Here is a 23,608-nt window from a genome sequence, read left to right as displayed (position 1 = left end):
TTATTTTCCTCCTCGAATTACTTCGTTTTTTCTCCAACTGCTGTAACATCCCAAGGGCTGATTTTCGTTCCATCTTCTAAAACAAGTAAGTATTCATTGTCTATGTTTTTAACAGACTTCACAGTGCCCGATATCTCTTTATCATCCAATTTGCCCGATACTTCTTTACCAATCCAGCCTACATACGTCGTAAACGGATCTTGGTGTGCAACAAATGTAGACATGAGCTGATTTAGTTTGGTGATCGAATCGTTCATATTGGTTTGCTGTTCTAAAGATGAAAATGTCGCCAGCTGCGTGACAAACTCACGGTCATCAAGTGGGTTTGTCGGATCTTGGTTTTGAAGCTGCGTGAGCAAAATTTTCAAGAATTGATCTTTGCCAAGCGTATCTGTTTTCTTTTCTGCTTTTGAAGAAGTGTCTGCTTGTGCGGCTGTTCTATTCGTAGCATCAACTGTTGCCATTAGATCTCCTCCTCTTCTTCATCTGACCCAACAAGAGCATCCAGTACATCTTGGAATTCTGTTTCCTGTTCATCAGTCTGCTGGAAATTCTGTCCTTTTGGCTGCTGCTGCTTGTTTTCTTCACTAAACTGTCCAAATAACGGCTGCTCATTTGATTGAAGCGGTATATGGAAACGGTCCACTTGAACCGACATATTTGGAAGCGCCTGCTTGAGCTGCGGCAGATGATGCTCTAACAGCTCTTTCGCTGCTTGCGTCGAGGCTGTAATTTTACTCGCATACATACCGTTTTGCTTCGTTAGCTGAATGGTAATGAATCCAAGATTTTCAGGATTTAATCGAACGGTAAAGCGTCCGCTTGAATTACCAAACGGCGTGAATTTCATTTGCTTCCACGTGTTTAGAATTTGCTGATCAACCGTTCCTGGCTTTTCATCAGTCGTTTGTGTCTGCTGAACAGGAGCCGCTGACTGCAGTTGGAAAAACTGCTTATGACCTGGCAGAAGCGAGTGGGTCATTATTTTTTCAGAAGCTGGTGCAGCAGCGCTTTGTCCTTTAACGACCTCTTTTTTGATGAGCCACTCAAGAGATGCATTCCCTTTTGCCGGAGAAGCGAGTGTAGATTCTTGTTTTGGAGAGATTAGTTCCTTCAACTCTCCTAGTGAAATTTTCCACTCTTTGTCAGACCCTTTCGCATTGGCCATCATATGGTCGATTAGCTGATTAAAGTGCTTTAGCTCACTTTGAGTCATCGAATTCAGCTTTGGCGCTGAACCCTGCGAGAAGAACTGCTCTTTTACTTGCTGAATGAGTTTTTCATCTACCCCGTTTTTAGAAAGAAAGTGGATAAAGTCTTGACCTTTCCCTTCAATATCCTGCACAAGTTTCGCATCAAAGCTGAGCGGCTGTTGATTGAGCAATTGATAGATGAAAAAGTGGACTTGTATGAGCTGTTCATTATGTTCAGAACCTGGCTTTTCAGCTTGATCACCGTAAATGGAAGATTCCATTTTTTGAAATAATTCTTCAAGTGATTTGAGATCAGATGATTCAAGCGTTTGACCTTGTAGTGTTTGAAGCGCACTTAGTAAGTCTGCGCTCATTCCTTCTTCAGGTGATTGCATCCATTTTTCAACAATTTGCATCGCATCATTGATAGAAAGAGAGGCAAGAGCGGCTGTTTCAGCATGAACAGGGCCGCTTTGAGCGCCTGCTCCGCTAAGCAATTGTTTAAACAAACCGCGTGCAGATGCAGCGCCGTCTCCTTTTAGCCCTGAGAGACCTTGAGAAGATTGCTGTAAGGCTCCAATATCCAATAGCTTCACTTATTGTCCACCCCCATTTTCACTTTCTTCTTTTTTGGCAAGCTCTTTTGTAAACGTTGCTGCCTTCTGAGGTGTCAGTTTTGCTAATATGTCTGTCAGTTTATTTTTGCTCAGCTCTTCAAGGATTTTTAACGCCTCTTTATCACTTAATTCTGATAAAATTTTGGCGGATTTCCCTGGGTCCATGCTTTCATAAATGCTGGCGACCTTTCCTTTTGTCTGCTGATTAGAGGAAGCCGCTGCATCAGGGGAGGTCCCTGCTGAGTTATTATCTGACGTGTTATTTGATGAGCTGTTATTCGATGAACTGTCATTGGCAGACGTATTCTTTGCATCATTTTCAGATGTTTTTTCAAGTGAATTGATTTTTTGATTCAGTCTTTTAATCTCTTCATCACTTGTTTTCAAATCTTTTTGTGCAATTTCGAGCTCATTCTTTTGCTCTTTAATGGTCTTTTTCAGTTCTTTCAACTCTGCATCGCTTTGATCATTAGGTGAAGATGACGTTTTTGAGGTGTCATCTGAACCAACCAAACTGCTGATCCCAGGAATGTTTTGGAGCGGTTTTTTTAGATCAAAACCTGCCATATAAAGGATCGTGCCAGTGACAATCACAAGCACAATCAATGGGATGATGACAATAAACAAGATCCATTGAAATTTTCCGCCGCCTGATTCCTTCGTTTTTTCCTTCTTAGGCATTCATCTCGACTCCTAATGTCCTTGAAACATGAATTGGCTGATAGAGATATCATCCATTTCTTTCATTTCAATTGCCTTATGTTCAAGGGAGAACTTTTCAAATTGCTTTTCTTTCATTTTTTCAAACTTTTTAAACTCAATGTTTTTTTCAGTTAAATCAGATTGTTTTTCATTCATTTGATGGCGTTTCATGATCACAAGCTGCTGATAATGCTGAATGGTGTTATCTAAGTTGGTCACAAATTGCTGGTAATGACGCATTTCTTGAACACTCATTCCACTTCTCAGCTTTTCTTCTTTGCTTTTTTCCATTAGCTCTTTTTTACTCATATTTTCATAGAGTTTTTCAGCGACTTGCTCAAATGCCGAAACGGATTGTTGGTACGCTGCGAGTGACTTGTCTTTTTCACTTTCTTTCAGTTCTAAGAGCTTTTGAAATTTGTATTGATATCTCACTGTTTTTGTCAATCCTCTCTATTCATCAAACTGAGCAATAAACTCACACTGTCTTCAATAGATACAGCCTCTTCTACATCCTGCTTCAAAAATGAAATCAGATGAGGATAAGCCTGCATGGCCTCATCAATATCTTTGGAGGAGCCTTTTTTATATGCTCCAATATTAATGAGGTCTTCAGCGTTTTGATAAGTGGACAAAAGCTGGCGGAACCGGTTAGCCGCTTCCTTGTGATCATGACTTGCGATATTACTCATGACACGGCTGATACTTTTCAAAATGTTAACAGCGGGAAATTGTCCTTTGTTGGCTAAAGCACGATCAAGTACAATGTGCCCGTCAAGGATCCCCCTCACTGTATCAGCGATCGGCTCGTTCATATCGTCTCCATCAACAAGCACTGTGTAAAACGCTGTGATGGAACCAAGCTGATTTGTCCCAGTTCGTTCGAGCAATTTTGGCAGTATAGCGAACACTGAAGGTGTATATCCTTTTGTTGTTGGCGGCTCGCCAGTTGCGAGTCCTATTTCCCTTTGCGCCATGGCGACCCTCGTAACAGAATCCATCATGAACATGACATTTTTGCCTCTGTCCCTGAAATACTCCGCAATAGCTGTTGCTGTATACGCAGCTTTCAGTCTCGTCAGTGCAGGCTGGTCAGAAGTAGCAACGACAACAATTGATCGCTTCAGTCCTTCAGAACCTAAATCCTTTTCAATAAACTCACGAACTTCACGGCCACGCTCTCCAACAAGGGCAATGACATTCAGGTCTGCTTCTGTCTGCTTTGCAATCATCCCCATTAAGGTACTTTTTCCAACACCACTTCCGGCAAAAATCCCGATCCTTTGACCAGTGCCAACTGTGAGCAAACTATCAATGACTCTAACACCGACACCCATCTTTTCTCGAATAGGCGGCCTGTCCATTGGATTTGGGGGTGACTGATCTGTCGAAACAGGTGCAAGTCCTTTTGGAAGCATACTGCCATCAAGCGGATCACCGAAGGCATCAACGACTTCACCAATTAATCCAGTCCCTACTTTGACCTTCAGCGACTCACCCGTCGCTTCAACAAGACTTCCTGGTGAAATATTGGATGCTTCTACATAAGGCATGAGCAAAATGTTTTCATCTCTAAACCCTACGACCTCTGCTTTTATCGGATGGTGCTTGCTCCCTTTTTTATGAATGAGACAAACATCACCGATCGAACTCTCCGGCCCCTTAGATTCAATCATGAGCCCAACCACTCGATTGACTTTACCAAATCGTTTATAAGGATCGGCAGTTTCAATCGTTTCTTTTAGTACATCCATTTTCATTTGTGATCACCTGAATCAATGACTTCTAATAATTTTTCTTTCAACTGATTCATTTGGGTATCAACACTCGCTTCCACTTTTCCAAAACTTGTTTCTACGTAACAAGTTCCTTTTGGCGCTTTTTCATCCGAGTAAATGGCAAGGTGTGTATCCTTTTGAAGGATTCTAATCAATTCGTCTTTATATTCCATCACATGCTCGTAATGTTCAGGGTCAACATAGATGGAAATATCATCATATTCTTTCACTTCTGAAATGACCTGCTTCACAAGAGCCAAAAATGGATCTTTCGTGTCCTCAGCTGCATTCCAAACGCGTTTGGCGAGTTCAAAAGCGAGTTCTACAATTTGCTCAGCAGAGCTTTCAATTTTTTCTTCGTAATCCTGCCTTGCAAGACTGACGATGTCATTTGCTTGATCAAGAATAGCTTGGTACTGCATATTCGCATCTGCTTCGCCCTTTTGGAAGCCTTCTTGATAACCTGCTTGTTTCGCTTCTTCAATGAGCTGCATTCTTTCCTCTTCAAAATCAGTCCGGCGCTGATTGATTTCAGCCATTGTTTTTTCCAGCTCACTGTTTGCTTGTTCTAATATGCGGCTCGCTTGATCTTCTGCATCACTGAGTACTAGCTGCGATGCTTCAGTTTCATTGACAAGCTCTTCTTCGTGATGTTCTCTTTTAAAGTTTACTTGCTGTAAAGGAATCGTTTGCCGCCCTTGTTCAGGAATAACAGATGTTTCATGTTTGATAATCCTAGACAATGATATCGTCTCCTCCGCCTCGAGCTATGACGATTTCTCCAGCTTCCTCAAGTCGTCTTACGATGCTGACAATACGGGTTTGTGCTTCCTCGACATCTCTAAGCCGGACAGGCCCCATAAACTCCATTTCTTCTTTGAATGTTTCGACCATCCGCTGTGACATGTTGCGGAAGACAATTTCTTTGACTTCTTCGCTTGCCACTTTGAGTGCGAGCAATAAGTCATCATTTTCAACATCTCTGATGACACGCTGAATCGCTCTGCTGTCAAGAGTGACAATATCTTCAAAGACAAACATACGTTTCTTAATTTCATCAGCAAGCTCTGGATCTTGAATTTCAAGTGTGTCTAAAATGGTTTTCTCAGTAGCACGGTCTACACCATTTAGCACTTCTACAACCGCTTCGACTCCGCCCGTTTGCGTATAGTCCTGCGTAAAGGTTGAAGAAAGCTTTTGTTCAAGAATACGCTCCACCTCATTGATGATCTCTGGAGATGTACGGTCCATTAAGGCAATACGTCTCGCAACCTCAGTTTGTACTTCCTCGCCTAACTCAGATAAAATTTGCCCAGCCTGCACTGGATCCAGGTAGGAAAGGATAAGTGCTATCGTTTGTGGATGCTCATGCTGGATAAAGTTTAAAATTTGTTCTGGGTCAGCCTTTCGAGCAAAATCAAATGGTTTCACTTGAAGAGAGGATGTTAGCCTGTTTAAGATGCTGTCCGCTTTATCCTCACCAAGCGCTTTTTCAAGCACTTGTCTTGCGTACATAAGACCGCCCTGCGATATGTAGTCCTGCGCGATGGCAATGCTGTGAAACTCTTCGATGACTTCATCTTTTTTAGCAGTATCTACACTTCGTACATTGGAAATTTCTAATGTTAATTTTTCTATTTCGTCTTCAGACAGATGTTTGTATACAGATGCTGACACGTCTAGCCCTAAGGAAATCATTAGGATTGCTGCTTTTTGTCTGCCTGTTAGTCGATTTGGATCTTTTCTCGACATGTGTATTCCTCCTAATCCTCGGACAGCCAGCTGCGTAGCAATTTAGCAAAGTCTTCTGGTTTTTCTTTTGCCATTTTTTCAAGCTGATTTTTTCTCACCATTTCTTCTGTTTCTGGTTCAGTGTCGATATCAGGAACATCGATTGGTGTACGTTCATCAAACTCAAACTCTTCTTCCTCATCTCTTCTACGCTTGCGTACAAGAAGAATGATAAGAGCGATAATTGCAAGTAGAAGCACACCGCCTACAATATAAACCCAAATTGGAATATTGTTTGAAGGGTTATCTGCCGCAGTTTGCTGTTTACCGTCTAATTTTGATACAGATAAAACGATTTTGTTATCTAAGTCGGCTTGAGTGAGCGCTTGACCATTTGTGTATTCTTTATCAATCGATGTGCTAATGATCGTTGAAAGAATCTTTTTGATATCATCTTGTCTTTCAGCCGTTAAAGAGTTTACATCGTTTGCAGTTGGTGGTTCGACCAATGCTTGAATGCCAACATCTCTAATTTTATAAGGGCTTTCTTTGATATCTTTATGAATGCGGTTGACTTCATAATTGATGCGATCTTCGCTCTTTTCGTAATCTCCGCTTCCATTCGCTCCATCGGCACCTTGATAATTTGTGACATCATCGTCACCTGTTCCAGCGGTGCCTCCAGCTGCTGCGCCGTTACCTGAATAAGTTTCAGCAATCTTTTCAGCGCTGACAGCAATCCCCTGCATGTTTTCTTTATCAACAGGTTCTACTAGGTCTTCTTTTCTTTTTTCTTCAGTAAAATCAATGTCTGTTGTGACCGATACAGCCACTTTATCTTGACCCATCATTGTTCCGAGCAGCTGCTGAATTTTTCTTTGAAGATTCTTTTCGATTTCCTCTTTTTTCTGCTGCTGTGCATCCATTCCACTTGCATAGGAATCGGAGCTGGTGTTTAAGTCGTAGTAGTTGGAATCTTGGTCCATAATGACAATGTTTTCTGTTTTTAAATTCGGCACACTTTTTGAAATAAGATGATAAAGGCCTTTTACTTGCTGCGGTGTGAGCGTGTAGCCCGGCTCAACTTGCAGCACTATGGATGCTGATGCATTACTTTGCTCTTCTCCAACAAAAACGGAATCTTTTGGCAGGTTAATCATCACTTTTGAATCTTTAATCCCATCAATTGTGTTGATCAGATTGGATAGTTCTGTCTGAGTTGCGTCTACTTTCAGAACATCAAATTCATTATCTGTTAAACCGAAGCCTGAATTGTTTGCAAAGAAGGAATAATCAATGTTGCCTGTCTTAGGGAGCCCTTCGGATGCGAGTGTTACTTTTAAAGAATCTGCTTGCTTTTCTGGAACGAGAATCGTTGTTCCATTGTTTGCAAGTTCCGATTTAACGTTTTTGCCATCTAGTTCCTGTTTGATTTGTCCAGCTTCTGCCTCAGACAAGTCTCTAAAGAGCGGAACCATTTTTTCAGAAGAAGCAAAGATGCTAACAACCGTAATAATGATTGCTAGGGCAGCAACGCCGCCAATCATGAGTATTTTTTGTAATTTTGATCGATTTCGCCAAAACTCAACTGTTTTTGTTCTTAATTGCATTAAAGTACGATTCATCTTAACCCCCGGTCATTCCATTCAGTCTTTTTTTGTCCACCAGCACCTCCTACATCTGCATTCTCATAATCTCTTGGTACGCTTCGACTGCTTTATTTCGAAACTCTGTTGCAGCTGTGAGTGTGACACTCGCTTTTTGTGAAGCAATCATGACTTCATCGAGATTGACATCTTTTCCTTGTGCAAGCGCATTTGTATACTGGTCTGATTTCAGCTGTGATTGATTTAATGCCTCAATGGAATTCTTCAGCACATCAGAGAAATTCGTTTGACTTTTAGGTGCAGCCGCCTGAATGGGCGTTGCATTCGTCAATTCACTTGCTTGCTGAGCAGTTTGAAGCTGGAAAGGAGATATTGCATTAACCAATTGTTTTCACCTTACTTTCCTATTTCTAAAGCTTTCATCAGCATGCTTTTATTCGCATTTAGAGCAGTCACGTTTGCTTCATATGATCTTGAGCTGCTGATGAGGTCGACCATTTCTTTTAATGGATCGACATTTGGTGTTTGAACATATCCATTTTCATTGGCATCGGGATTTGTAGGATCATATTGAAGGTTGAATGGAGTTTCGTCTTCAGTAATCTTTGTTACTTTGACGCCGTTTCCTAATTTGCCGCTCGAATTCATACTTGAGTTCAATATAGATGAAAACGATTCACCTGACGGCTGTAATGTGACAAGCTTACGTCTATAAGGCTCCCAGTTGCCATCAACCTGTTTAGCTCTTGTCGTATCCATATTTGCAAGGTTTGAGGATACAACGTCCATTCTGAGCCTCTGTGCCGTTAATGCTGAGGCCGAAGCGTTCACTCCTGAAAAGATCGACATCACTTACCTCCTGTCAAAACTGTTTTAAGAGAATTGAATTTCCCGCTCATTCTTTCCACCAGCGCATTATACTGAATTTGGTTTTTAGCGAGTTCACTCATCTCTTGATCAATATCGACATTATTTCCGTTTTCTTGATAAGAAGTACGGTTGCTCGAAACAACTGAATAATTAGACCCTGTTTTTGAAAAATCAATGTGACCTTGGTATGTTTTTTTAGCATCTAATTTGATTGACGCATCATTTAGCATGTCATGGAATGCGACGTTTTTCGACTTGTAGTTCGGTGTATCTATATTCGCGATATTATTGCTTATGACTTTTTGCTTAACATTCGCTCTGCCCAAGGCATTCTCAAGGTTGCTTATCGTTCCAGAAAATATATCCAAAACCATATACCTCCAATCATATGTATTTCATTCCATTTAATCATGTCGAGATTTGTAAAACCATATGTTCATTGTAAGAAATAATAGGATTAAAGTCTATGATGTATATGTAAAAAAAACTCGTAATATATATCTATTTTACGAATAGGTATAAAGGCCTAGATTCAAAGCACTACAGATTTGTAAGGGGTTTCTTGGAAAAAAGAGTGACATTTTTCGGACAAATCCTCATTTTTTCACATAAAAAAACCCTTTTCAGCATTTATTTCGGCCAAAAAGGGTTTTTGATTAATGAGATTTTAAATTTTCGAGTTCAATTAAAAATTTGTTGTTTAACACTTTGATGTACGTTCCCTTCATTCCAAGAGAACGAGATTCGATTACGCCTGCACTTTCTAACTTACGTAAGGCGTTTACGATCACTGAACGCGTAATCCCTACACGATCTGCAATTTTACTTGCGACAAGAAGACCTTCGTTTCCATCCAGCTCTTCAAAAATGTGCTCAATCGCTTCAAGCTCACTATATGAAAGAGAGCTAATCGCCATTTGGACAACCGCTTTGCTTCTTGCTTCTTCTTCGATTTCCTCTGCTTTCTCGCGAAGAATCTCCATTCCAACAACTGTTGCCCCGTATTCAGCAAGAATTAAATCATCATCTGTGAATGTATCTTGTAAGCGGGACAGGATTAACGTACCTAAACGATCTCCTCCGCCGATAATTGGGACAATTGTTGTTAAGCCTGATTGGAATAAGTCACGGTTCTCAATAGGGAAAGCTGTATATTCACTGTTAATATCAAGGTTTGAAGACGTTTCAGGGACATTGAATAGACTCTTTGTATATTCCTCAGGGAACTGACGATCTTCAAGCATTTTTTTCATACGTGCATTTTCGATCTGCTGATTAATGGAGTAGCCAAGAAGCTTTCCTCTTCTGCTTAATACGAAAATGTTTGAATCAATGACATCTCTCAGTGTTTCTGCCATTTCTTTAAAATTAACTGGTTTCCCCGCTGCATCTTGCAGCATTGAGTTAATAATCCTTGTTTTTTGTAGTAACGCCATAATAATGATCCTCCTAGATTACTTTATTCATTTGTTAAAGTATAAATTGACTTAAATCTTTGTTATTTGCAATCTTTCCTAGCTTCTCTTCGACATACTGAGGGGTAATGGTCACTGTCTCCATCGTAATATCAGGCGCCTCAAATGAAAGCTCTTCAAGCAGCTTCTCAAGTATGGTATGAAGCCTTCTTGCACCGATGTTATCTGTCTCCTGATTGACATGATAAGCCACTTCGGCAATCTTATGAATAGCATCGTCAGAAAATTCAAGAGATATACCTTCTGTTTCAAGTAAAGCTTTATATTGCTTTAATAATGCATTATCTGGTTCCGTTAAGATTTTCACAAAGTCTTCTATACTTAATTTATCTAATTCTACACGGATTGGGAAACGTCCCTGAAGCTCCGGAATCAAATCTGATGGCTTTGCCATATGAAATGCACCTGCTGCAACAAACAGCACATGATCAGTTTTAACGGCACCATATTTCGTCATCACAGTTGAACCTTCTACAATCGGTAAAATATCACGCTGAACCCCTTCACGAGAAACATCTGCAGATGATGCACCACCGCTTTTGGCAATTTTGTCGATTTCATCGATAAAAATAATTCCTTGCTGCTCTGCTTTGTAGACCGCTTCCTGACTGACTTCATCCATATCAATCAGTTTTGAAGCTTCCTCAGCCGTTAACGCCTTTCTTGCTTCTCTGACAGTCAGCTTTCTGCGTTTTTTCTTTTTAGGCATGAGATTGCCGAGCGCATCCTGCATGTTCATACCCATTTGCTCCATACCCGAGCCTTGAAGCATATCAAACATGGAAGGCTGCTGTTCTTCTACTTCAATCGTGACGTAATGATCTTCAAGTTCTCCCATAGCCAGCTGATGAGCGATTCGCTTTCTTGTCGATTCGAGTTCCACTTCTTCATTTGAATGATCTCGATCACGGTCATCTTCATCAGAACCGCCAAACAGCATCTCAAAAGGATTTTTCACAGACTGGCTCTTTTTCTTACCAGGAACAAGTAAATGAACAAGACGTTTATTTGCTTGTTTTTCTGCTTCTTCTTGAACATCTTTCATCTTTTCTTCTTTGACAAGTCTAATCGCTGTTTCAACTAAATCTCTCACCATGGACTCTACGTCACGGCCGACATAACCCACTTCAGTAAACTTCGTCGCTTCCACTTTAATAAAAGGCGCACCAGAAATTCGAGCAATTCTGCGGGCAATTTCTGTTTTCCCCACACCTGTTGGGCCGATCATTAAAATGTTTTTAGGAACGACTTCATCCTTTAGCTTATCATGTAAAAGACTTCTTCTGTAACGGTTTCTTAAAGCCACCGCCACTGCTTTTTTCGCATCAAGCTGACCAATGATGTATTGATCAAGCTTTTCAACTATCTCTCTTGGGGTAAACGGCTTTTTCTCCATACGTCTCATGTCCTTTCTATTCAAGCTCTTCTAAAGTGATTTGATCGTTCGTGTAGACACAGATTTCTCCGGCCGTTTCAAGAGCGGCCTTTGCAATTTCTCTCGCTGTGAGATGATCACCTGCATGGGTTTTGAGAGCTCTCCCGGCGCTAAGCGCATAGTTGCCGCCTGAGCCAATGGCCAAAATCCCATCATCTGGTTCAATGACCTCTCCAGTTCCAGAGACGAGCAAAATACTTTCTTTATTCATGACGATGAGCATAGCCTCAAGCTGCCTTAGCATCTTGTCACTTCGCCATTCCTTCGCTAGTTCTACGGCTGCCCGCTTTAAGTTACCACCATATTCTTCAAGCTTTGTTTCAAACTTTTCAAAGAGTGTAAAAGCATCTGCTACTGAACCTGCAAAACCTGCAAGCACCTTGCCTCCGAAAAGACGGCGCACTTTTTTTGCTGTGTGTTTCATCACGACAGCCTGCCCGAAAGTAACTTGACCGTCGCCAGCCATTGCACTTTTTCCTTTATGTTGAACGGCAAAGATGGTTGTTGCATGAAATGATGACATGAAAAAACCTCCTTTTAGGATCGTTTAAAAGCCCTTGGGTGATGAGACATGTACGTGTTTCTTAAAGAATCTTTTGATACATGCGTGTACACCTGTGTAGATGATAAATTTGAATGACCGAGAAGTTCTTGAACACTTCTCAAATCTGCTCCCTCGTTTAAGAGATGCGTGGCAAAGGTGTGCCTCAACATGTGAGGATGGATATGTAATGTACCTGACGCCTTTTTCATTAATTCAGTGAGAATGAATCGAACACCTCTGTCTGTAAGAGGCGTCCCGCGCTGATTCAAAAACACATGAGTATCAGCGCGGTCTTTCCCCTTAGCTTTCAGCTTCTGCCTTCCATCCTCTAAATAAGTAATGAGCGCTTCATGAGCATATGACCCGAAAGGAACATACCGCTGCTTGCTGCCTTTCCCATGAACAAGCACTGTATCCATCGATAAATCAAGATCAGATTCTTTTAATGAACATAACTCACTGACCCTCATACCTGTTGCATAAAGAAGTTCTAAAATGGCTTGATTTCTTTGCCCAAGTGGTGTGCTGACATCAGAAACTGTAAAAAGCTCTTTTAGTTCCTCTTCATACAAAAATGAAGGAATCCGCTTATCCTGCTTTGGTAAGCTAACGAGTAAAAAAGGATTTTCTTTCACAAGCTGTTCTCTTAATAAAAATTTATAAAAGCTGCGAAGCGCAGAGACTTTCTTACTAATCGTTCTTCTTGTCAGGCCTTTTTCATAAGCTTCTGTTAAATAAATTCTCGTATCTTGATAGGATACCTCTTCAAAACCGTCTATTCCTTGAATGTTCATAAATCTGACAAACTCTTCAATGGCTTCTGTATATCCTGAGATCGTTAAAGCTGAATAGTTTTTTTCAATTTGCAGATATTCAATGAATAAGTGGACAAGACGCTGTTTATTCGTCATTTTTACACCTCTTTAAGGCTTTTAAATGGTATCACATATCTTGCTTTCCGTGCAATGTTTTACTACAGAGATTTCGAAATAGTTTGAATAGTTTCGATTGCACGCTTAGCGTACTCTGCATAACGTTCTTGTTTGTTTTTAATTCGAACTCCTAGATCTTTCAGCAAACCAAAATTCGCATTCATCGGCTGGAAGCTTTTCTTGTTTGTCGATGTGATGTAGTGAGCCATACTGCCAATCGCCGTTTCCTCCGGAAGTGTCACAAGCTCTTCTCCTTTGACAAAACGAGCGGCGTTAATACCTGCCACTAGTCCCGACGCTGCGGACTCGACATACCCTTCAACGCCTGTCATTTGTCCGGCAAAGAATAGATCATCTCTATTTTTAAACTGATAAGTCGGTCTTAAAAGGCTTGGCGAGTTAATAAATGTATTACGGTGCATCACGCCGTAACGGACAATCTCTGCTTCTTCAAGACCTGGAATCAAACGGAATACTTCCTTTTGATCGCCCCACTTCAGATGTGTCTGGAAGCCAACGATGTTATATAAAGTACCTGCTGCATCATCCTGTCTTAATTGAACAACAGCGTAAGGTCTTTTGCCTGTTTTCGGATCTTCAAGTCCTACTGGCTTCATCGGACCAAACAGCATCGTTTTCTTTCCTCTTTTCGCCATGACTTCAATTGGCATACAGCCTTCAAAGAAGATTTCTTTTTCAAATTCCTTTAATGGTACAGTTTCAGCAGAAATGAGCGCCTCATAAAAACGATCGAATTCTTCTTCTGTCATTGGACAGTTTAAATAAGCAGCTTCTCCTTTGTCATAGCGAGATTTCAAGTACACCTTATCCATATCAATGCTGTCTTTCTCTAGAATAGGTGCTGCTGCATCGTAGAAATAGAGATATTCTTCTCCTGTTAACGATTTTAATTCTTTGGAAAGTGCTTCAGATGTCAGCGGGCCAGTCGCGATAATTGTCGGACCTTCTGGAATGCTCTGCACCTCTTCTTGAAAGACAGTAACATTCGGATGATTTTTCACGCGGTCTGTCACGTTTGCTGCAAATTCATGACGGTCTACTGCAAGCGCGCCGCCAGCAGGAACTGAGCTTTCATCTGCTGCTGCGATGATGGCTGAATCTAAATGACGCATTTCTTCCTTTAATACACCTACTGCATTTGTCAAAGCATTCGCACGCAGTGAGTTGCTGCATACAAGCTCCGCAAATTTATCTGTGTGGTGAGCCGGCGTTTGTTTCACAGGTCTCATTTCATATAAATTGACTTTAATGCCTCGTTTAGCGATTTGCCATGCTGCTTCACTTCCAGCTAAACCGGCTCCGATCACATTTACAAATTGACTCATTGTACAACTCTCCTATTTCGTAAGGTCTGTTTGATGACATAAAAAAGCAGGTGAACAAGGCTGCTCACCGCTATTTTTGTTGTTCCTCTTTATAATCACAGTTCACACATTGAACTTGAACGCCTTTTTTCAGCTTTTTCTCTACAAGCATATTTTCGCATTTTGGACACTTTCTTTCAATTGGTTTGTCCCAAGAGACGAATTCACACTCTGGAAAACGATCACAGCCGTAAAAAATGCGGCGTTTCTTCGATTTTCGTTCAACAATGTTTCCTTCATGACAAGACGGGCATTTGACACCGATATCTTTGACAATTGGTTTTGTGTTACGGCAGTCAGGAAAGTTAGAGCAAGCCATGAACTTACCGTATCGACCCATTTTGTACACCATCGGATGTCCGCACTCTTCACAATCAACTCCGGCGTATTCCGGCTCAATCTCAACTTCTTGCATCTCTGCTTCAGCTTTTTCTACCCGTTTTGCAAAGTCTTGATAGAAGCTGTCGATAATACGAACCCATTCGATCGTACCTTCTTCAACGCTATCAAGTTCCTTTTCCATTTTCGCTGTAAATTCAACGTTAATGATTTCAGGGAAGAATTCAATGATTAAGTTGAGTACAATCTCTCCAAGCTCTGTCGGAGTAAATCGTTTATTATCAAGTGCGACATAGCCGCGCTTTTGAATCGTATCTAATGTTGGTGCATACGTAGATGGACGGCCTATACCGAGCTCTTCAAGTGTTTTGACCAATCTTGCCTCAGTGTAACGCGGAGGCGGCTGTGTGAAGTGCTGTTCAGGTTCGATATCTTTTGAAAGAACTGTATCCCCTTCTTTGAGATCAGGAAGCATTTTGTCCTTTTCCTCTAGCTGGTCGTCCTTTCCTTCCACATAAACCTTCATAAACCCAGGAAATTTCACTTTACTGCCATTCGCACGGAAAGTAAGACCGTTATGATCAAGATCCACACTCATTGTATCAAGAACAGCCGGCGCCATTTGGCTTGCCACGAATCGTTCCCAAATCAATTTATACAGACGAAGCTGATCGCGGCTTAGCACATGCTTGACATCTGCCGGTTTTCTTAACGTAGAAGTCGGGCGGATGGCTTCGTGAGCATCTTGTGCATTTTCATTCTTTTTGGCCGGTCGTTTTGTTGTGTTTAAGAAATTCTTGCCGTACGTCTGATCAATGAAAGCAGATACTTCTTCAATCGCCGTATTGGAAATACGTGTTGAGTCCGTTCTCATATATGTAATGAGACCGACTGTACCTTCTTTACCAAGATCAATTCCTTCATATAATTGCTGTGCAATCATCATTGTTTTTTTCGCACGGAAGTTTAATTTTCTTGCAGCTTCCTGCTGTAAAGTAGAAGTCGTAAACGGAACGGCTGGATTACGTTTCCGCTCTTTTTTCGTTACTTTCTCTACAGAGAATTTGCTTCCTTTTAATTTCGAAAGGATTTCTTTTACATCTTCTTTTGTTTTCAATGGATGTTTTTTACCATTGAGGCCAAAGAAACTCGCTTCGAAGCTTTCTTTTCCTTTAAGGAATGTACCGTCAATAGTCCAGTATTCTTCTGGTTTAAATTCATTAATTTCATTCTCGCGATCAATAATCAGGCGGAGTGCAACTGATTGAACACGTCCGGCACTTAAGCCCTTTTTCACTTTCTTCCATAAAATCGGACTGATTTTATACCCAACGAGACGATCTAAAATCCGTCTTGCCTGCTGCGCATCAACTAAGTCCATATTGATCATACGTGGATGCTTAAAGGAATCCTTAATCGCATCTTTTGTAATCTCGTTAAAAACAACGCGGCATTCAGAAGAGAGGTCAAGGTCAAGGCTGTGTGCTAAATGCCAAGCAATCGCTTCTCCCTCTCTATCGGGGTCAGCTGCGAGATAGACTTTTTTTGCTTTTTTCGCCGCTGTTTTTAATTCTTTTAAAACCGGGCCTTTCCCGCGAATCGTAATATATCTCGGTTCGAAGTCATGCTCAGTATCAACACCGAGCTGACTTTTCGGTAAATCCCTTACGTGCCCCATTGAAGCTTTTACTTTATACTTTTTTCCTAAATAACGCTCAATCGTTTTCGCCTTTGCTGGCGACTCAACGATGACTAAATAATCAGCCATACTCAAAATCCCCCTTAAGAGGTGTTCTCTCTTTATACATTTCACAATTCATATTTATGTTAATTGCACCTATCTAACAGGCAATCATTAAAAATTCTTTATGATGAACATCATTATAAACACGAAAAACAAAGTGTAAACTTAAATCCTCACTATTATTAAATATTCCGATGTCTTTTGTCAAACGATATTTTTATGTTGGTTCAGTATATTGAACGCTGCGGAAGGAGAATTCCTCTAAAATATCTTTTGTTGAATGAACAAGCTTTGCTCCCTGCTGAATGAGTCTTGCCGGACCTGTGGAATTAGGATCAAAGATGGATCCAGCAACTGCAAATACCTCTTTTCCTTGCTCAAGTGCTTGATAGGCTGTAATAAGAGAACCGCTCTTTTCTTTGCACTGTATCACGATGGTTCCTTTCGTCAGTGCACTAATTAAACGATTTCTCATTGGAAAATGCCACTTTTCTGGTTTGACATAAGGAGGATGCTCTGACAAAAGCAAATGATGCTCGCCCATGTATTGAGCCATTTGCTCATGCTCTTTTGGGTATAAATGCTGAAAACCGCCTGCTATAATGCCGATCGTTTTTCCTTTTTTTCTGATGCACTCTTTATGTGCAAGTCCATCGATTCCTTTAGCTAAACCACTGACAATCATCCAATCTTCCTTTACAAGCTCACCAACAATTTTCTTCACACATGCTTCTCCATAAGACGATGGAACTCGCGTGCCGACTACACCTAAACTTTTTTCTTCATTTAAATATGATACGTTTCCTTTTAGGAATAACACAGGGGGAGGATCATAAATATTTTTTAGTGTGCTGGGATATAAGGGTGATGTGATGGGAATCATGTGAATGTTTTGCTTTAAATAGGCTTGAACGATGTGTTGAAAAATGGGGAATTCATTTTCTTCAGCTTGTTTTAAGCGGGTAAAGTCGATCGTTTGTAACGCTCGATCCTGTTTAAAATGATGTGTTTCTTCATTTATATATAGCTCAGGATCGACTTTCCACCATTTTGTTAATAATGAGGGTGAGATGAGGCCTTTTAAGCGGTGAAAAATCATTCTTTCGGACACGTTGTACATACCATTCCTCCAGTTTAAGATAGAAAGAAGAAGACTTGCCAAAGAACAAGTCTTCTTGTGTCATTAATGCGTTTTACAAGCTTCGAAGAGATTCTTCTCTTTTAATACTTTAATCAACGTTTCTCCCATGACAGATGGTGTTTCTGCCACTTCAATTCCACATTCACGCATTGTTTTTACCTTTTCATCAGCTGTTCCTTTACCACCAGAAATAATGGCACCAGCATGTCCCATACGTTTTCCTGGAGGCGCCGTTTTACCGCCAATAAAGCCAACGACTGGCTTAGTCATATTTGCTTTTACCCATTCAGCTGCTTCTTCTTCAGCCGTACCGCCGATTTCACCGATCATAATCACAGCATGCGTTTCAGGATCTTCATTGAATGCTTTTAAAACATCAATAAAGTTTGTCCCATTTACCGGGTCTCCCCCGATTCCTACAGCTGTCGATTGTCCAACACCAGCTTCTGAAAGCTGATGTACCGCTTCATATGTAAGCGTTCCAGAACGAGAAACAACACCCACATGACCTTTTTTATGAATGTAGCCAGGCATGATACCAATTTTACATTCTTCAGGTGTGATGACACCTGGGCAGTTTGGCCCAACTAGTCTTGTCTTTTTCCCTTCCATATACCGTTTCACTTTGACCATGTCAAGCACTGGAATATGTTCAGTGATACAAATGACGAGATCGACTTCTGCGTCAACAGCCTCTAAAATGGCATCTGCCGCAAATGGTGCTGGTACATAGATAACAGAAGCGTTCGCTCCAGTAGTCTGCACTGCTTCAGATACAGTATTAAATACAGGAACTCCTTCTACTTCAGTTCCACCTTTTCCAGGTGTGACACCGCCAACGATATTTGTTCCGTACTCAATCATTTGTTTTGTATGGAACAATGCGGTTGAACCGGTAATCCCCTGAACAATTACTCTCGTATTTTTATTAATAAATACACTCATTTAGGTTCCCTGCCTTTCTGCTCTACTTGACTAAAGATACAATCTTTTCTGCCCCGTCAGCCATAGACTCAGCAGAAGTGATATTTAAGCCTGAATCACTCAGGATTTTCTTCCCTAATTCAACGTTTGTTCCTTCAAGACGTACAACAAGTGGTAATGTTAAGCCGACCTGTTTCGTCGCTTCAACAACACCTTCTGCAATCACATCACATTTCATGATGCCGCCAAAAATGTTCACGAAAATCCCTTTGACATTTTGATCAGATAAGATGATTTTAAATGCTTCCGTTACTTTTTCAGCTGTTGCACCGCCGCCAACATCTAGGAAGTTTGCAGGGTCCCCGCCGTAATGCTTGATGATATCCATTGTAGACATCGCAAGTCCTGCTCCATTGACCATACAGCCAATATTTCCATCTAAAGAAATGTAGCTTAAGTCATATTTAGATGCTTCAATTTCTTTTGGATCCTCTTCATCAAGGTCACGGTATTCTAATATATCTTTTTGTCTATATAAGGCATTGCTATCAAAGTTTAATTTTGCATCAAGTGCCATGACTTTTCCATCGCCTGTTACAACAAGTGGATTAATCTCAGCAATTGAACAATCTTTTTCAATAAACGCATTGTAAAGGCTTGTCATAAACTTAACAGCTTGGCCAACTAATTTTGTTGGAATATTAATTTTAAATGCTACTTCTCTCGCCTGATAGCCTTGCAGGCCAATCGCTGGGTCGATGACCACTTTGACGATTTTTTCTGGCGTTTTTTCTGCTACTTCTTCAATTTCAGTACCGCCTTCTTCAGATGCCATCAATACAATTCTTGATGTCGCTCTGTCCAAAACTAGTCCAACATAGTATTCCTTTTGAATATCGCAGCCTTCTTCAATAAGTAAGCGTTTTATTTCGCGCCCTTCAGGCCCTGTTTGATGTGTGACAAGTGTCTTGCCGAGCAATTCCTCTGCAAACCCTTTCACTTCATCTTTCGTTTTTGCAATTTTTACCCCGCCTGCTTTACCACGGCCGCCTGCATGAATCTGTGCTTTTACGACATATACAGAGCTCCCTAGCTCTTCTGATGCTTTCACTGCTTCATCAGGTGTAAATGCTACTTTACCATTTGGAACTGAAACCCCATATTTTCTTAGGATTTCTTTTCCTTGGTACTCATGGATATTCATTTCCCATCCTCCCAACATATGTAGAAACAAAAATTATAAAATAGACTGCGCTTTCATTTTAAAGAATAAAAAAGAGAATGTCTAGGGTTCTATGTAAAATCGTAAAATCCTTCTAAACATTCAAACTTTTATTTTATTAAAAATATAAATTTTTCAGCCAAATCACTTTTTTTACCTTATTTTTTCATTTTTTGATCTAATCTGTAGATAAACGAAAAAATTTCTGCTACAGTATCGTATAACGCTTCGGGGATCTCCTCATCTAATGTTAAATGTCGCATGAGTTCGACTAAATTACGGTCTTCCTGGATTGGGACTCCCGACTTTTTTGCTTCTTCAATAATATGATCTGCCACATAGCCGCTGCCTGTTGCAACGACTTTTGGCGCTTTTTGTTTTTCTTCATCGTAATGCAGAGCGACCGCTCTTCTAAGCGGTTTTGAATCCTTCATACTCGTAAGTCCAGCCCTTTCTCGCTGATTTTATGAAAGTGTTCATCTAGAAATTGAGACGGATCTACTGGCTCTTGTCTCTTTTTTGCTGTAATTCCCGTTAAACTGTATCCTAGAGCATTTAAATTCTCCCGAACAGCCGGAATCATCGGATTAATGGTTCCTTGCAGTTCATGGGCTGTCTCGACAGTAATAGACATGACCTTTTGCTGAATCGTACAGTCTATTAAGGTTTCTTCAAGGTTTTCCATGTTTAGATAAAACATCAGGCGGCACTGAGAAATATCAATAGAGCCATCTTTTTTCTTATGTCCCTTTAGTATAAAGGTTAAATCTTGAACACTATGTTTTGAGAAAAGAGGATAGGAAACCATCATTTGACTGACGGTTTGGTTCTCCTGCTGCACAAATAACTGCCCATTCAATCTATGAAATAATTGATCCACTTCTTTTTTAACGTGCTCTGGTAAATCCGCCTGCTTCACATCATTCAGCACAAGCTTTAATTGGTGCAGCTCCTGACTTTTGACATCCTGGCTGCCTTTTTCGAGCAGTTTCAGCATACCGATTTCATCACGTACACCAATTGCCTTTTTCATCGTCATAAGTAAATCGAGCACATCAGTTTTATTGCTTAATGTTGGTTCAGTCTGCTGCACCACCTGGGCCAAAGCTTTTGCCTCTCTTTTTGACAGGAAGGGAAACTCTTTTTGAAGCACAGCTCCTTTTGCGTCAGGCTGAGATCCTGCCTGCTGGAGCCCTTGCAGCAATGCTGTGAGCTGTTTTAAGTTAGGCTCTTGCTGCCCGTCTGCACCTTGTTTCATCAAGCTTGTCAGTATCCGCTCAATTTGCTGAAGCGGAATTTGCAGCGCTGTTGGACTTGTTGACTGCTGCTGCACGTTTGTCTGAAGAACTTGGGACGGCTGACGCTCTTGTACAATTGAGGCAAGACTATTTTCTTTTTGCTGAGACGGATTGAGCGGAGTCGTTATTGGTGAATTGCCGTCTTGCTTCGCCACGCCTTCTCTCGCTGCTAGAAGGACCGATAAGAGCTTTTCTGCATGGATGGCTGTCTCTGCATCTACAACTGACCGAACGGCTTTTATAAGGGTCTGTGTGGCATCTGTGTGCTTCGGAAGCTGTGTTAATTGATTTAATAGCGCTGTTATATCCTGGTGAAGGGCAGAGGATGATTTTACGGCTAAAATAGATTGAAGCACCCCTTGCTGGATCGGTAAATCTTTCTTTAAAGCAAAGAGAAGTGCCTGGAGCCCTTTCTTCACATCAGCTCCTTGAAGCTGTTCGATCCACTTCACTGCCGTTTTTAACTCTCCTTCGTTGATGACCGGCTTTTCCTTTAAAAAAGCTGTAGCCGTCAGCATGTTTTCAATCCCATTTTTCAGTGAGAGACCTTCTAATAGTTTGGCTGCTGCATCTTTTAATGTCTTAGGATCTTGATCAAATTGCTGAACGGGTCTTAGTTTATTGAGGCTGCCTCCACCCTCTTGTTCAAATTGGAACCAATAAAACGCGTCTGCTTTAAGCTGAGCCGCCAGCTGTGCTTTTATTTTCGTTGAGCCTATTTGAACAAGGGCTGTATCATCTCCAAGCATTTTTAGTACCTTGCCGAGAATCAGCCGATGAACATTATCCTTCCCTTCGGTGTTTAATGGAACCGATTCGGCCGTATTCAGCCGGCTATTCAGTGCTGTATGTATGTCCTCAACTCTTGTCATCACAGGCAGCCTCCTTAGATTAAAATTTATGATATAACAGATTTCACCGGCGCAAACGATAATCGGTGGATTGGGGTAGCACCATGTGTTTGAATCGCAGCCAGGTGCTCTTTCGTTCCGTACCCTTTATGTTTTTCAAATTGATACTCAGGATATTTACGCCCGTACTCTTCCATCATCTGATCCCTTGTCACCTTCGCAATACATGCACCTGCTGCAATGGATGCACTTTTTGCATCTCCTTTGATGATATTCTCTTGGTGGGTAGAAAGCGGGAGTGTCATGGCATCTATGAGTAGATAATCAGGTGTATGAGTTAACTGCTCTACAGCTCTTACCATCGCCAGTCTTGATGCTTCATAAATATTGATTTCATCGATCGTAGCCGCATCAACAATGCCGATTCCGATATCAAGTGCTTCTTTTTGAATTAAATCATAATAAGCCAATCTTTTTTTCTCAGATAATTGCTTTGAGTCGTTTAAACCGAGCAGGACTGTCTCTTCCTTTAATATAACGGCTGCTGCCACAACTGGGCCGGCAAGCGGTCCTCTTCCTGCTTCATCTATTCCAGCAATACATGTGTATCCCTGCGTCTTTGCTTTGTTTTCAAATTGCAGCATGTCATGCCATGCTGCGTGAAGTGCTTGCTGCTTTTCTCTCTCTTTGTGCCACTTTTCTATCAGTTTTTGGACACTTTTTCTCGTATCATCTTTCACAAGCTCGCGAATGTATGACTCGTCGCCTGCATGCTTTTCTATTAGTTCTTTTATTTGTTTCACCGTGTACATAGGCTTTTTCGCAGCCTCCTTCTTTATATCGGCAGTTTTTCGCAAAAAATAAAGACCCGCATGAGCTGCGTGTCTTTTAGCTTTCAGGCTTCTCAAAAGTGAGGGGACCAAATTTTTCTGTTCGAATATCCCGAATAATGATTTCGGTGGTTTTGTCATAGTTTATGAATCCCCCGCTCATTAGACAGCCGCGCTTAGTGCCAATTGCATCAAACAGCTCAACCGTATCTTCAGGTATCTCCGCTAGATCATAGCGTTTTTTTAATCGCTCTGGGTAATTCTCTTCTAGAAAACGAAGTGCATACACAGCGACATCCTGTAAGTTGATGATCGAATCTTTGATCGCTCCAGTCACCGCAAGCCTGAGTCCTACCTGCTCATCTTCAAACTTCGGCCAGAGGATTCCAGGGGTATCAAGCAGTTCTAGTTCTTTCCCTACCTTCACCCATTGCTGTGATGTCGTAATACCAGGCCGGTCTCCTGTTTTGGCAATGTTCTTTTTTGCTAAACGATTGATTAAGGTCGATTTTCCGACGTTGGGAATCCCGATAATTAGTGCTCGAATTGCACGTGGTTTGACGCCTTTTGCTTTCATGCGGTCGAATTTTTCTTTTAAAATTTCTTTTGAAGTTGTGATGATCTGATTTAACCCTTGTCCATCGACTGAGTTAATGGCAAGTGACCGAACGCCTTGCTGCTCAAAGTGCGCCTGCCACTCCTTTGTCATACGAGGATCTGCTTTATCTGCTTTGTTTAAGAGCATGATTTTGGGTTTGTTTTGAAGGATTTCTTCGATCATTGGGTTTCTAGAGGACATCGGAATTCTTGCATCGGTTAATTCAAATACGATGTCGATGAGTTTTAATTTTTCTGTGACTTCACGTCTTGCTTTTGCCATATGGCCTGGAAACCATTGAATCGTCATATGTGCACCTTCTTTCTTCTACCTGTTATCTCTATACATTGTACAAAAAAAGAGCCTGTTACAGGTAACAAGCTCTTTCCTTT

At 41.1% G+C, this 23,608-nt stretch carries 24 protein-coding genes; all 24 read right to left on the bottom strand.

Features of this window, described 5'->3' with window-relative positions:
• Positions 1-17: 17 nt before the first annotated feature.
• Complete coding sequence (gene flgD / locus NST65_RS07770; RefSeq protein ID WP_024426978.1) at positions 18-464, bottom strand: flagellar hook assembly protein FlgD; 447 nt, start codon at positions 462-464, stop codon at positions 18-20.
• The gene (locus NST65_RS07765; protein ID WP_065214353.1) at positions 464-1,789 is read right to left on the bottom strand and encodes a flagellar hook-length control protein FliK; all 1,326 of its coding nucleotides are present in this window, start codon (positions 1,787-1,789) and stop codon (positions 464-466) included. The genes flgD and NST65_RS07765 overlap by 1 nt, the downstream gene beginning before the upstream one ends.
• The gene (locus NST65_RS07760; protein WP_065214352.1) at positions 1,790-2,491 is read right to left on the bottom strand and encodes a MotE family protein; all 702 of its coding nucleotides are present in this window, start codon (positions 2,489-2,491) and stop codon (positions 1,790-1,792) included.
• Between the two features lie 12 nt (positions 2,492-2,503).
• Positions 2,504-2,947: a flagellar export protein FliJ gene (gene fliJ / locus NST65_RS07755; protein WP_024424173.1), complete on the bottom strand. Its 444-nt coding sequence runs from the start codon at positions 2,945-2,947 to the stop codon at positions 2,504-2,506.
• Positions 2,948-2,955: 8 nt separating this feature from the next.
• Positions 2,956-4,272: a flagellar protein export ATPase FliI gene (gene fliI, locus NST65_RS07750; protein ID WP_034281781.1), complete on the bottom strand. Its 1,317-nt coding sequence runs from the start codon at positions 4,270-4,272 to the stop codon at positions 2,956-2,958.
• Entirely contained in the window at positions 4,269-5,033 is a 765-nt protein-coding gene (gene fliH / locus NST65_RS07745; protein ID WP_034281779.1) for a flagellar assembly protein FliH, read from the bottom strand. Before fliH ends, fliI begins: the two co-directional genes overlap by 4 nt.
• Entirely contained in the window at positions 5,026-6,042 is a 1,017-nt protein-coding gene (fliG, locus tag NST65_RS07740) for a flagellar motor switch protein FliG (protein WP_034281776.1), read from the bottom strand. Before fliG ends, fliH begins: the two co-directional genes overlap by 8 nt.
• 11 nt (positions 6,043-6,053) lie before the next feature.
• The gene (gene fliF, locus NST65_RS07735) at positions 6,054-7,646 is read right to left on the bottom strand and encodes a flagellar basal-body MS-ring/collar protein FliF (protein ID WP_024424177.1); all 1,593 of its coding nucleotides are present in this window, start codon (positions 7,644-7,646) and stop codon (positions 6,054-6,056) included.
• Between the two features lie 49 nt (positions 7,647-7,695).
• Entirely contained in the window at positions 7,696-8,013 is a 318-nt protein-coding gene (fliE, locus tag NST65_RS07730) for a flagellar hook-basal body complex protein FliE (protein WP_034281774.1), read from the bottom strand.
• An 11-nt stretch (positions 8,014-8,024) separates the two neighbouring features.
• Positions 8,025-8,477 carry a flagellar basal body rod protein FlgC gene (gene flgC, locus NST65_RS07725; RefSeq protein ID WP_024424179.1) on the bottom strand — a complete coding sequence of 151 codons (453 nt, stop codon included), beginning with the start codon at positions 8,475-8,477 and terminating at the stop codon, positions 8,025-8,027.
• Complete coding sequence (flgB, locus tag NST65_RS07720; protein ID WP_012009952.1) at positions 8,477-8,866, bottom strand: flagellar basal body rod protein FlgB; 390 nt, start codon at positions 8,864-8,866, stop codon at positions 8,477-8,479. The genes flgC and flgB overlap by 1 nt, the downstream gene beginning before the upstream one ends.
• A 288-nt stretch (positions 8,867-9,154) precedes the next feature.
• Positions 9,155-9,934 carry a GTP-sensing pleiotropic transcriptional regulator CodY gene (gene codY / locus NST65_RS07715; RefSeq protein ID WP_007499612.1) on the bottom strand — a complete coding sequence of 260 codons (780 nt, stop codon included), beginning with the start codon at positions 9,932-9,934 and terminating at the stop codon, positions 9,155-9,157.
• Between the two features lie 34 nt (positions 9,935-9,968).
• Positions 9,969-11,369 (bottom strand): HslU--HslV peptidase ATPase subunit, encoded by a 1,401-nt coding sequence (hslU, locus tag NST65_RS07710; RefSeq protein ID WP_024424180.1) that lies wholly within the window; start codon positions 11,367-11,369, stop codon positions 9,969-9,971.
• Between the two features lie 16 nt (positions 11,370-11,385).
• Complete coding sequence (gene hslV, locus NST65_RS07705) at positions 11,386-11,931, bottom strand: ATP-dependent protease subunit HslV (protein WP_034281773.1); 546 nt, start codon at positions 11,929-11,931, stop codon at positions 11,386-11,388.
• A 14-nt stretch (positions 11,932-11,945) separates the two neighbouring features.
• Entirely contained in the window at positions 11,946-12,863 is a 918-nt protein-coding gene (xerC, locus tag NST65_RS07700; RefSeq protein WP_034281771.1) for a tyrosine recombinase XerC, read from the bottom strand.
• Positions 12,864-12,925: 62 nt separating this feature from the next.
• The gene (trmFO, locus tag NST65_RS07695; protein WP_024424183.1) at positions 12,926-14,230 is read right to left on the bottom strand and encodes an FADH(2)-oxidizing methylenetetrahydrofolate--tRNA-(uracil(54)-C(5))-methyltransferase TrmFO; all 1,305 of its coding nucleotides are present in this window, start codon (positions 14,228-14,230) and stop codon (positions 12,926-12,928) included.
• A 70-nt stretch (positions 14,231-14,300) separates the two neighbouring features.
• The gene (gene topA / locus NST65_RS07690; protein WP_034281770.1) at positions 14,301-16,376 is read right to left on the bottom strand and encodes a type I DNA topoisomerase; all 2,076 of its coding nucleotides are present in this window, start codon (positions 16,374-16,376) and stop codon (positions 14,301-14,303) included.
• Positions 16,377-16,569: 193 nt separating this feature from the next.
• Positions 16,570-17,472 (bottom strand): DNA-processing protein DprA, encoded by a 903-nt coding sequence (gene dprA / locus NST65_RS07685; protein ID WP_034281769.1) that lies wholly within the window; start codon positions 17,470-17,472, stop codon positions 16,570-16,572.
• Between the two features lie 63 nt (positions 17,473-17,535).
• Positions 17,536-18,438, bottom strand: a complete 903-nt coding sequence (gene sucD, locus NST65_RS07680) for a succinate--CoA ligase subunit alpha (protein WP_007499624.1) — start codon at positions 18,436-18,438, stop codon at positions 17,536-17,538.
• A gap of 22 nt (positions 18,439-18,460) precedes the next feature.
• Entirely contained in the window at positions 18,461-19,621 is a 1,161-nt protein-coding gene (gene sucC / locus NST65_RS07675) for an ADP-forming succinate--CoA ligase subunit beta (RefSeq protein ID WP_024426972.1), read from the bottom strand.
• A gap of 176 nt (positions 19,622-19,797) precedes the next feature.
• Positions 19,798-20,073, bottom strand: coding sequence for a FlhB-like flagellar biosynthesis protein (locus NST65_RS07670; RefSeq protein WP_003211418.1), 276 nt, complete (start codon positions 20,071-20,073; stop codon positions 19,798-19,800).
• Positions 20,070-21,809 carry a glycosyltransferase gene (locus NST65_RS07665; RefSeq protein WP_342489349.1) on the bottom strand — a complete coding sequence of 580 codons (1,740 nt, stop codon included), beginning with the start codon at positions 21,807-21,809 and terminating at the stop codon, positions 20,070-20,072. The genes NST65_RS07670 and NST65_RS07665 overlap by 4 nt, the downstream gene beginning before the upstream one ends.
• A 26-nt stretch (positions 21,810-21,835) precedes the next feature.
• Positions 21,836-22,600 carry a ribonuclease HII gene (locus NST65_RS07660; protein WP_034281766.1) on the bottom strand — a complete coding sequence of 255 codons (765 nt, stop codon included), beginning with the start codon at positions 22,598-22,600 and terminating at the stop codon, positions 21,836-21,838.
• Positions 22,601-22,676: 76 nt separating this feature from the next.
• The gene (gene ylqF, locus NST65_RS07655; RefSeq protein WP_024424188.1) at positions 22,677-23,525 is read right to left on the bottom strand and encodes a ribosome biogenesis GTPase YlqF; all 849 of its coding nucleotides are present in this window, start codon (positions 23,523-23,525) and stop codon (positions 22,677-22,679) included.
• Between the last annotated feature and the right edge of the window lie 83 nt (positions 23,526-23,608).

Origin of the sequence: Bacillus sp. FSL P4-0248, assembly GCF_038593305.1 — a bacterium.
Taxonomy (GTDB): domain Bacteria; phylum Bacillota; class Bacilli; order Bacillales; family Bacillaceae; genus Bacillus; species Bacillus safensis.
This window is presented reverse-complemented; position numbering and strand designations above follow the sequence as displayed.

What these genes read in the sequence shown, in the direction of transcription:
- NST65_RS07760 (WP_065214352.1), bottom strand. Translation starts at nt 2,491, where the DNA reads ATGCCTAAGAAGGAAAAAACGAAGGAATCAGGCGGCGGAAAATTTCAA.
- NST65_RS07665 (WP_342489349.1), bottom strand. Translation starts at nt 21,809, where the DNA reads ATGACAAGAGTTGAGGACATACATACAGCACTGAATAGCCGGCTGAAT.
- NST65_RS07670 (WP_003211418.1), bottom strand. Translation starts at nt 20,073, where the DNA reads ATGAAGGATTCAAAACCGCTTAGAAGAGCGGTCGCTCTGCATTACGAT.
- dprA (WP_034281769.1), bottom strand. Translation starts at nt 17,472, where the DNA reads ATGTACAACGTGTCCGAAAGAATGATTTTTCACCGCTTAAAAGGCCTC.
- fliF (WP_024424177.1), bottom strand. Translation starts at nt 7,646, where the DNA reads ATGAATCGTACTTTAATGCAATTAAGAACAAAAACAGTTGAGTTTTGG.
- sucC (WP_024426972.1), bottom strand. Translation starts at nt 19,621, where the DNA reads ATGAATATCCATGAGTACCAAGGAAAAGAAATCCTAAGAAAATATGGG.
- topA (WP_034281770.1), bottom strand. Translation starts at nt 16,376, where the DNA reads ATGGCTGATTATTTAGTCATCGTTGAGTCGCCAGCAAAGGCGAAAACG.
- hslU (WP_024424180.1), bottom strand. Translation starts at nt 11,369, where the DNA reads ATGGAGAAAAAGCCGTTTACCCCAAGAGAGATAGTTGAAAAGCTTGAT.
- flgC (WP_024424179.1), bottom strand. Translation starts at nt 8,477, where the DNA reads ATGTCGATCTTTTCAGGAGTGAACGCTTCGGCCTCAGCATTAACGGCA.
- fliI (WP_034281781.1), bottom strand. Translation starts at nt 4,272, where the DNA reads ATGAAAATGGATGTACTAAAAGAAACGATTGAAACTGCCGATCCTTAT.
- codY (WP_007499612.1), bottom strand. Translation starts at nt 9,934, where the DNA reads ATGGCGTTACTACAAAAAACAAGGATTATTAACTCAATGCTGCAAGAT.
- fliG (WP_034281776.1), bottom strand. Translation starts at nt 6,042, where the DNA reads ATGTCGAGAAAAGATCCAAATCGACTAACAGGCAGACAAAAAGCAGCA.
- sucD (WP_007499624.1), bottom strand. Translation starts at nt 18,438, where the DNA reads ATGAGTGTATTTATTAATAAAAATACGAGAGTAATTGTTCAGGGGATT.
- xerC (WP_034281771.1), bottom strand. Translation starts at nt 12,863, where the DNA reads ATGACGAATAAACAGCGTCTTGTCCACTTATTCATTGAATATCTGCAA.
- NST65_RS07660 (WP_034281766.1), bottom strand. Translation starts at nt 22,600, where the DNA reads ATGTACACGGTGAAACAAATAAAAGAACTAATAGAAAAGCATGCAGGC.
- ylqF (WP_024424188.1), bottom strand. Translation starts at nt 23,525, where the DNA reads ATGACGATTCAATGGTTTCCAGGCCATATGGCAAAAGCAAGACGTGAA.
- flgD (WP_024426978.1), bottom strand. Translation starts at nt 464, where the DNA reads ATGGCAACAGTTGATGCTACGAATAGAACAGCCGCACAAGCAGACACT.
- hslV (WP_034281773.1), bottom strand. Translation starts at nt 11,931, where the DNA reads ATGTCATCATTTCATGCAACAACCATCTTTGCCGTTCAACATAAAGGA.
- trmFO (WP_024424183.1), bottom strand. Translation starts at nt 14,230, where the DNA reads ATGAGTCAATTTGTAAATGTGATCGGAGCCGGTTTAGCTGGAAGTGAA.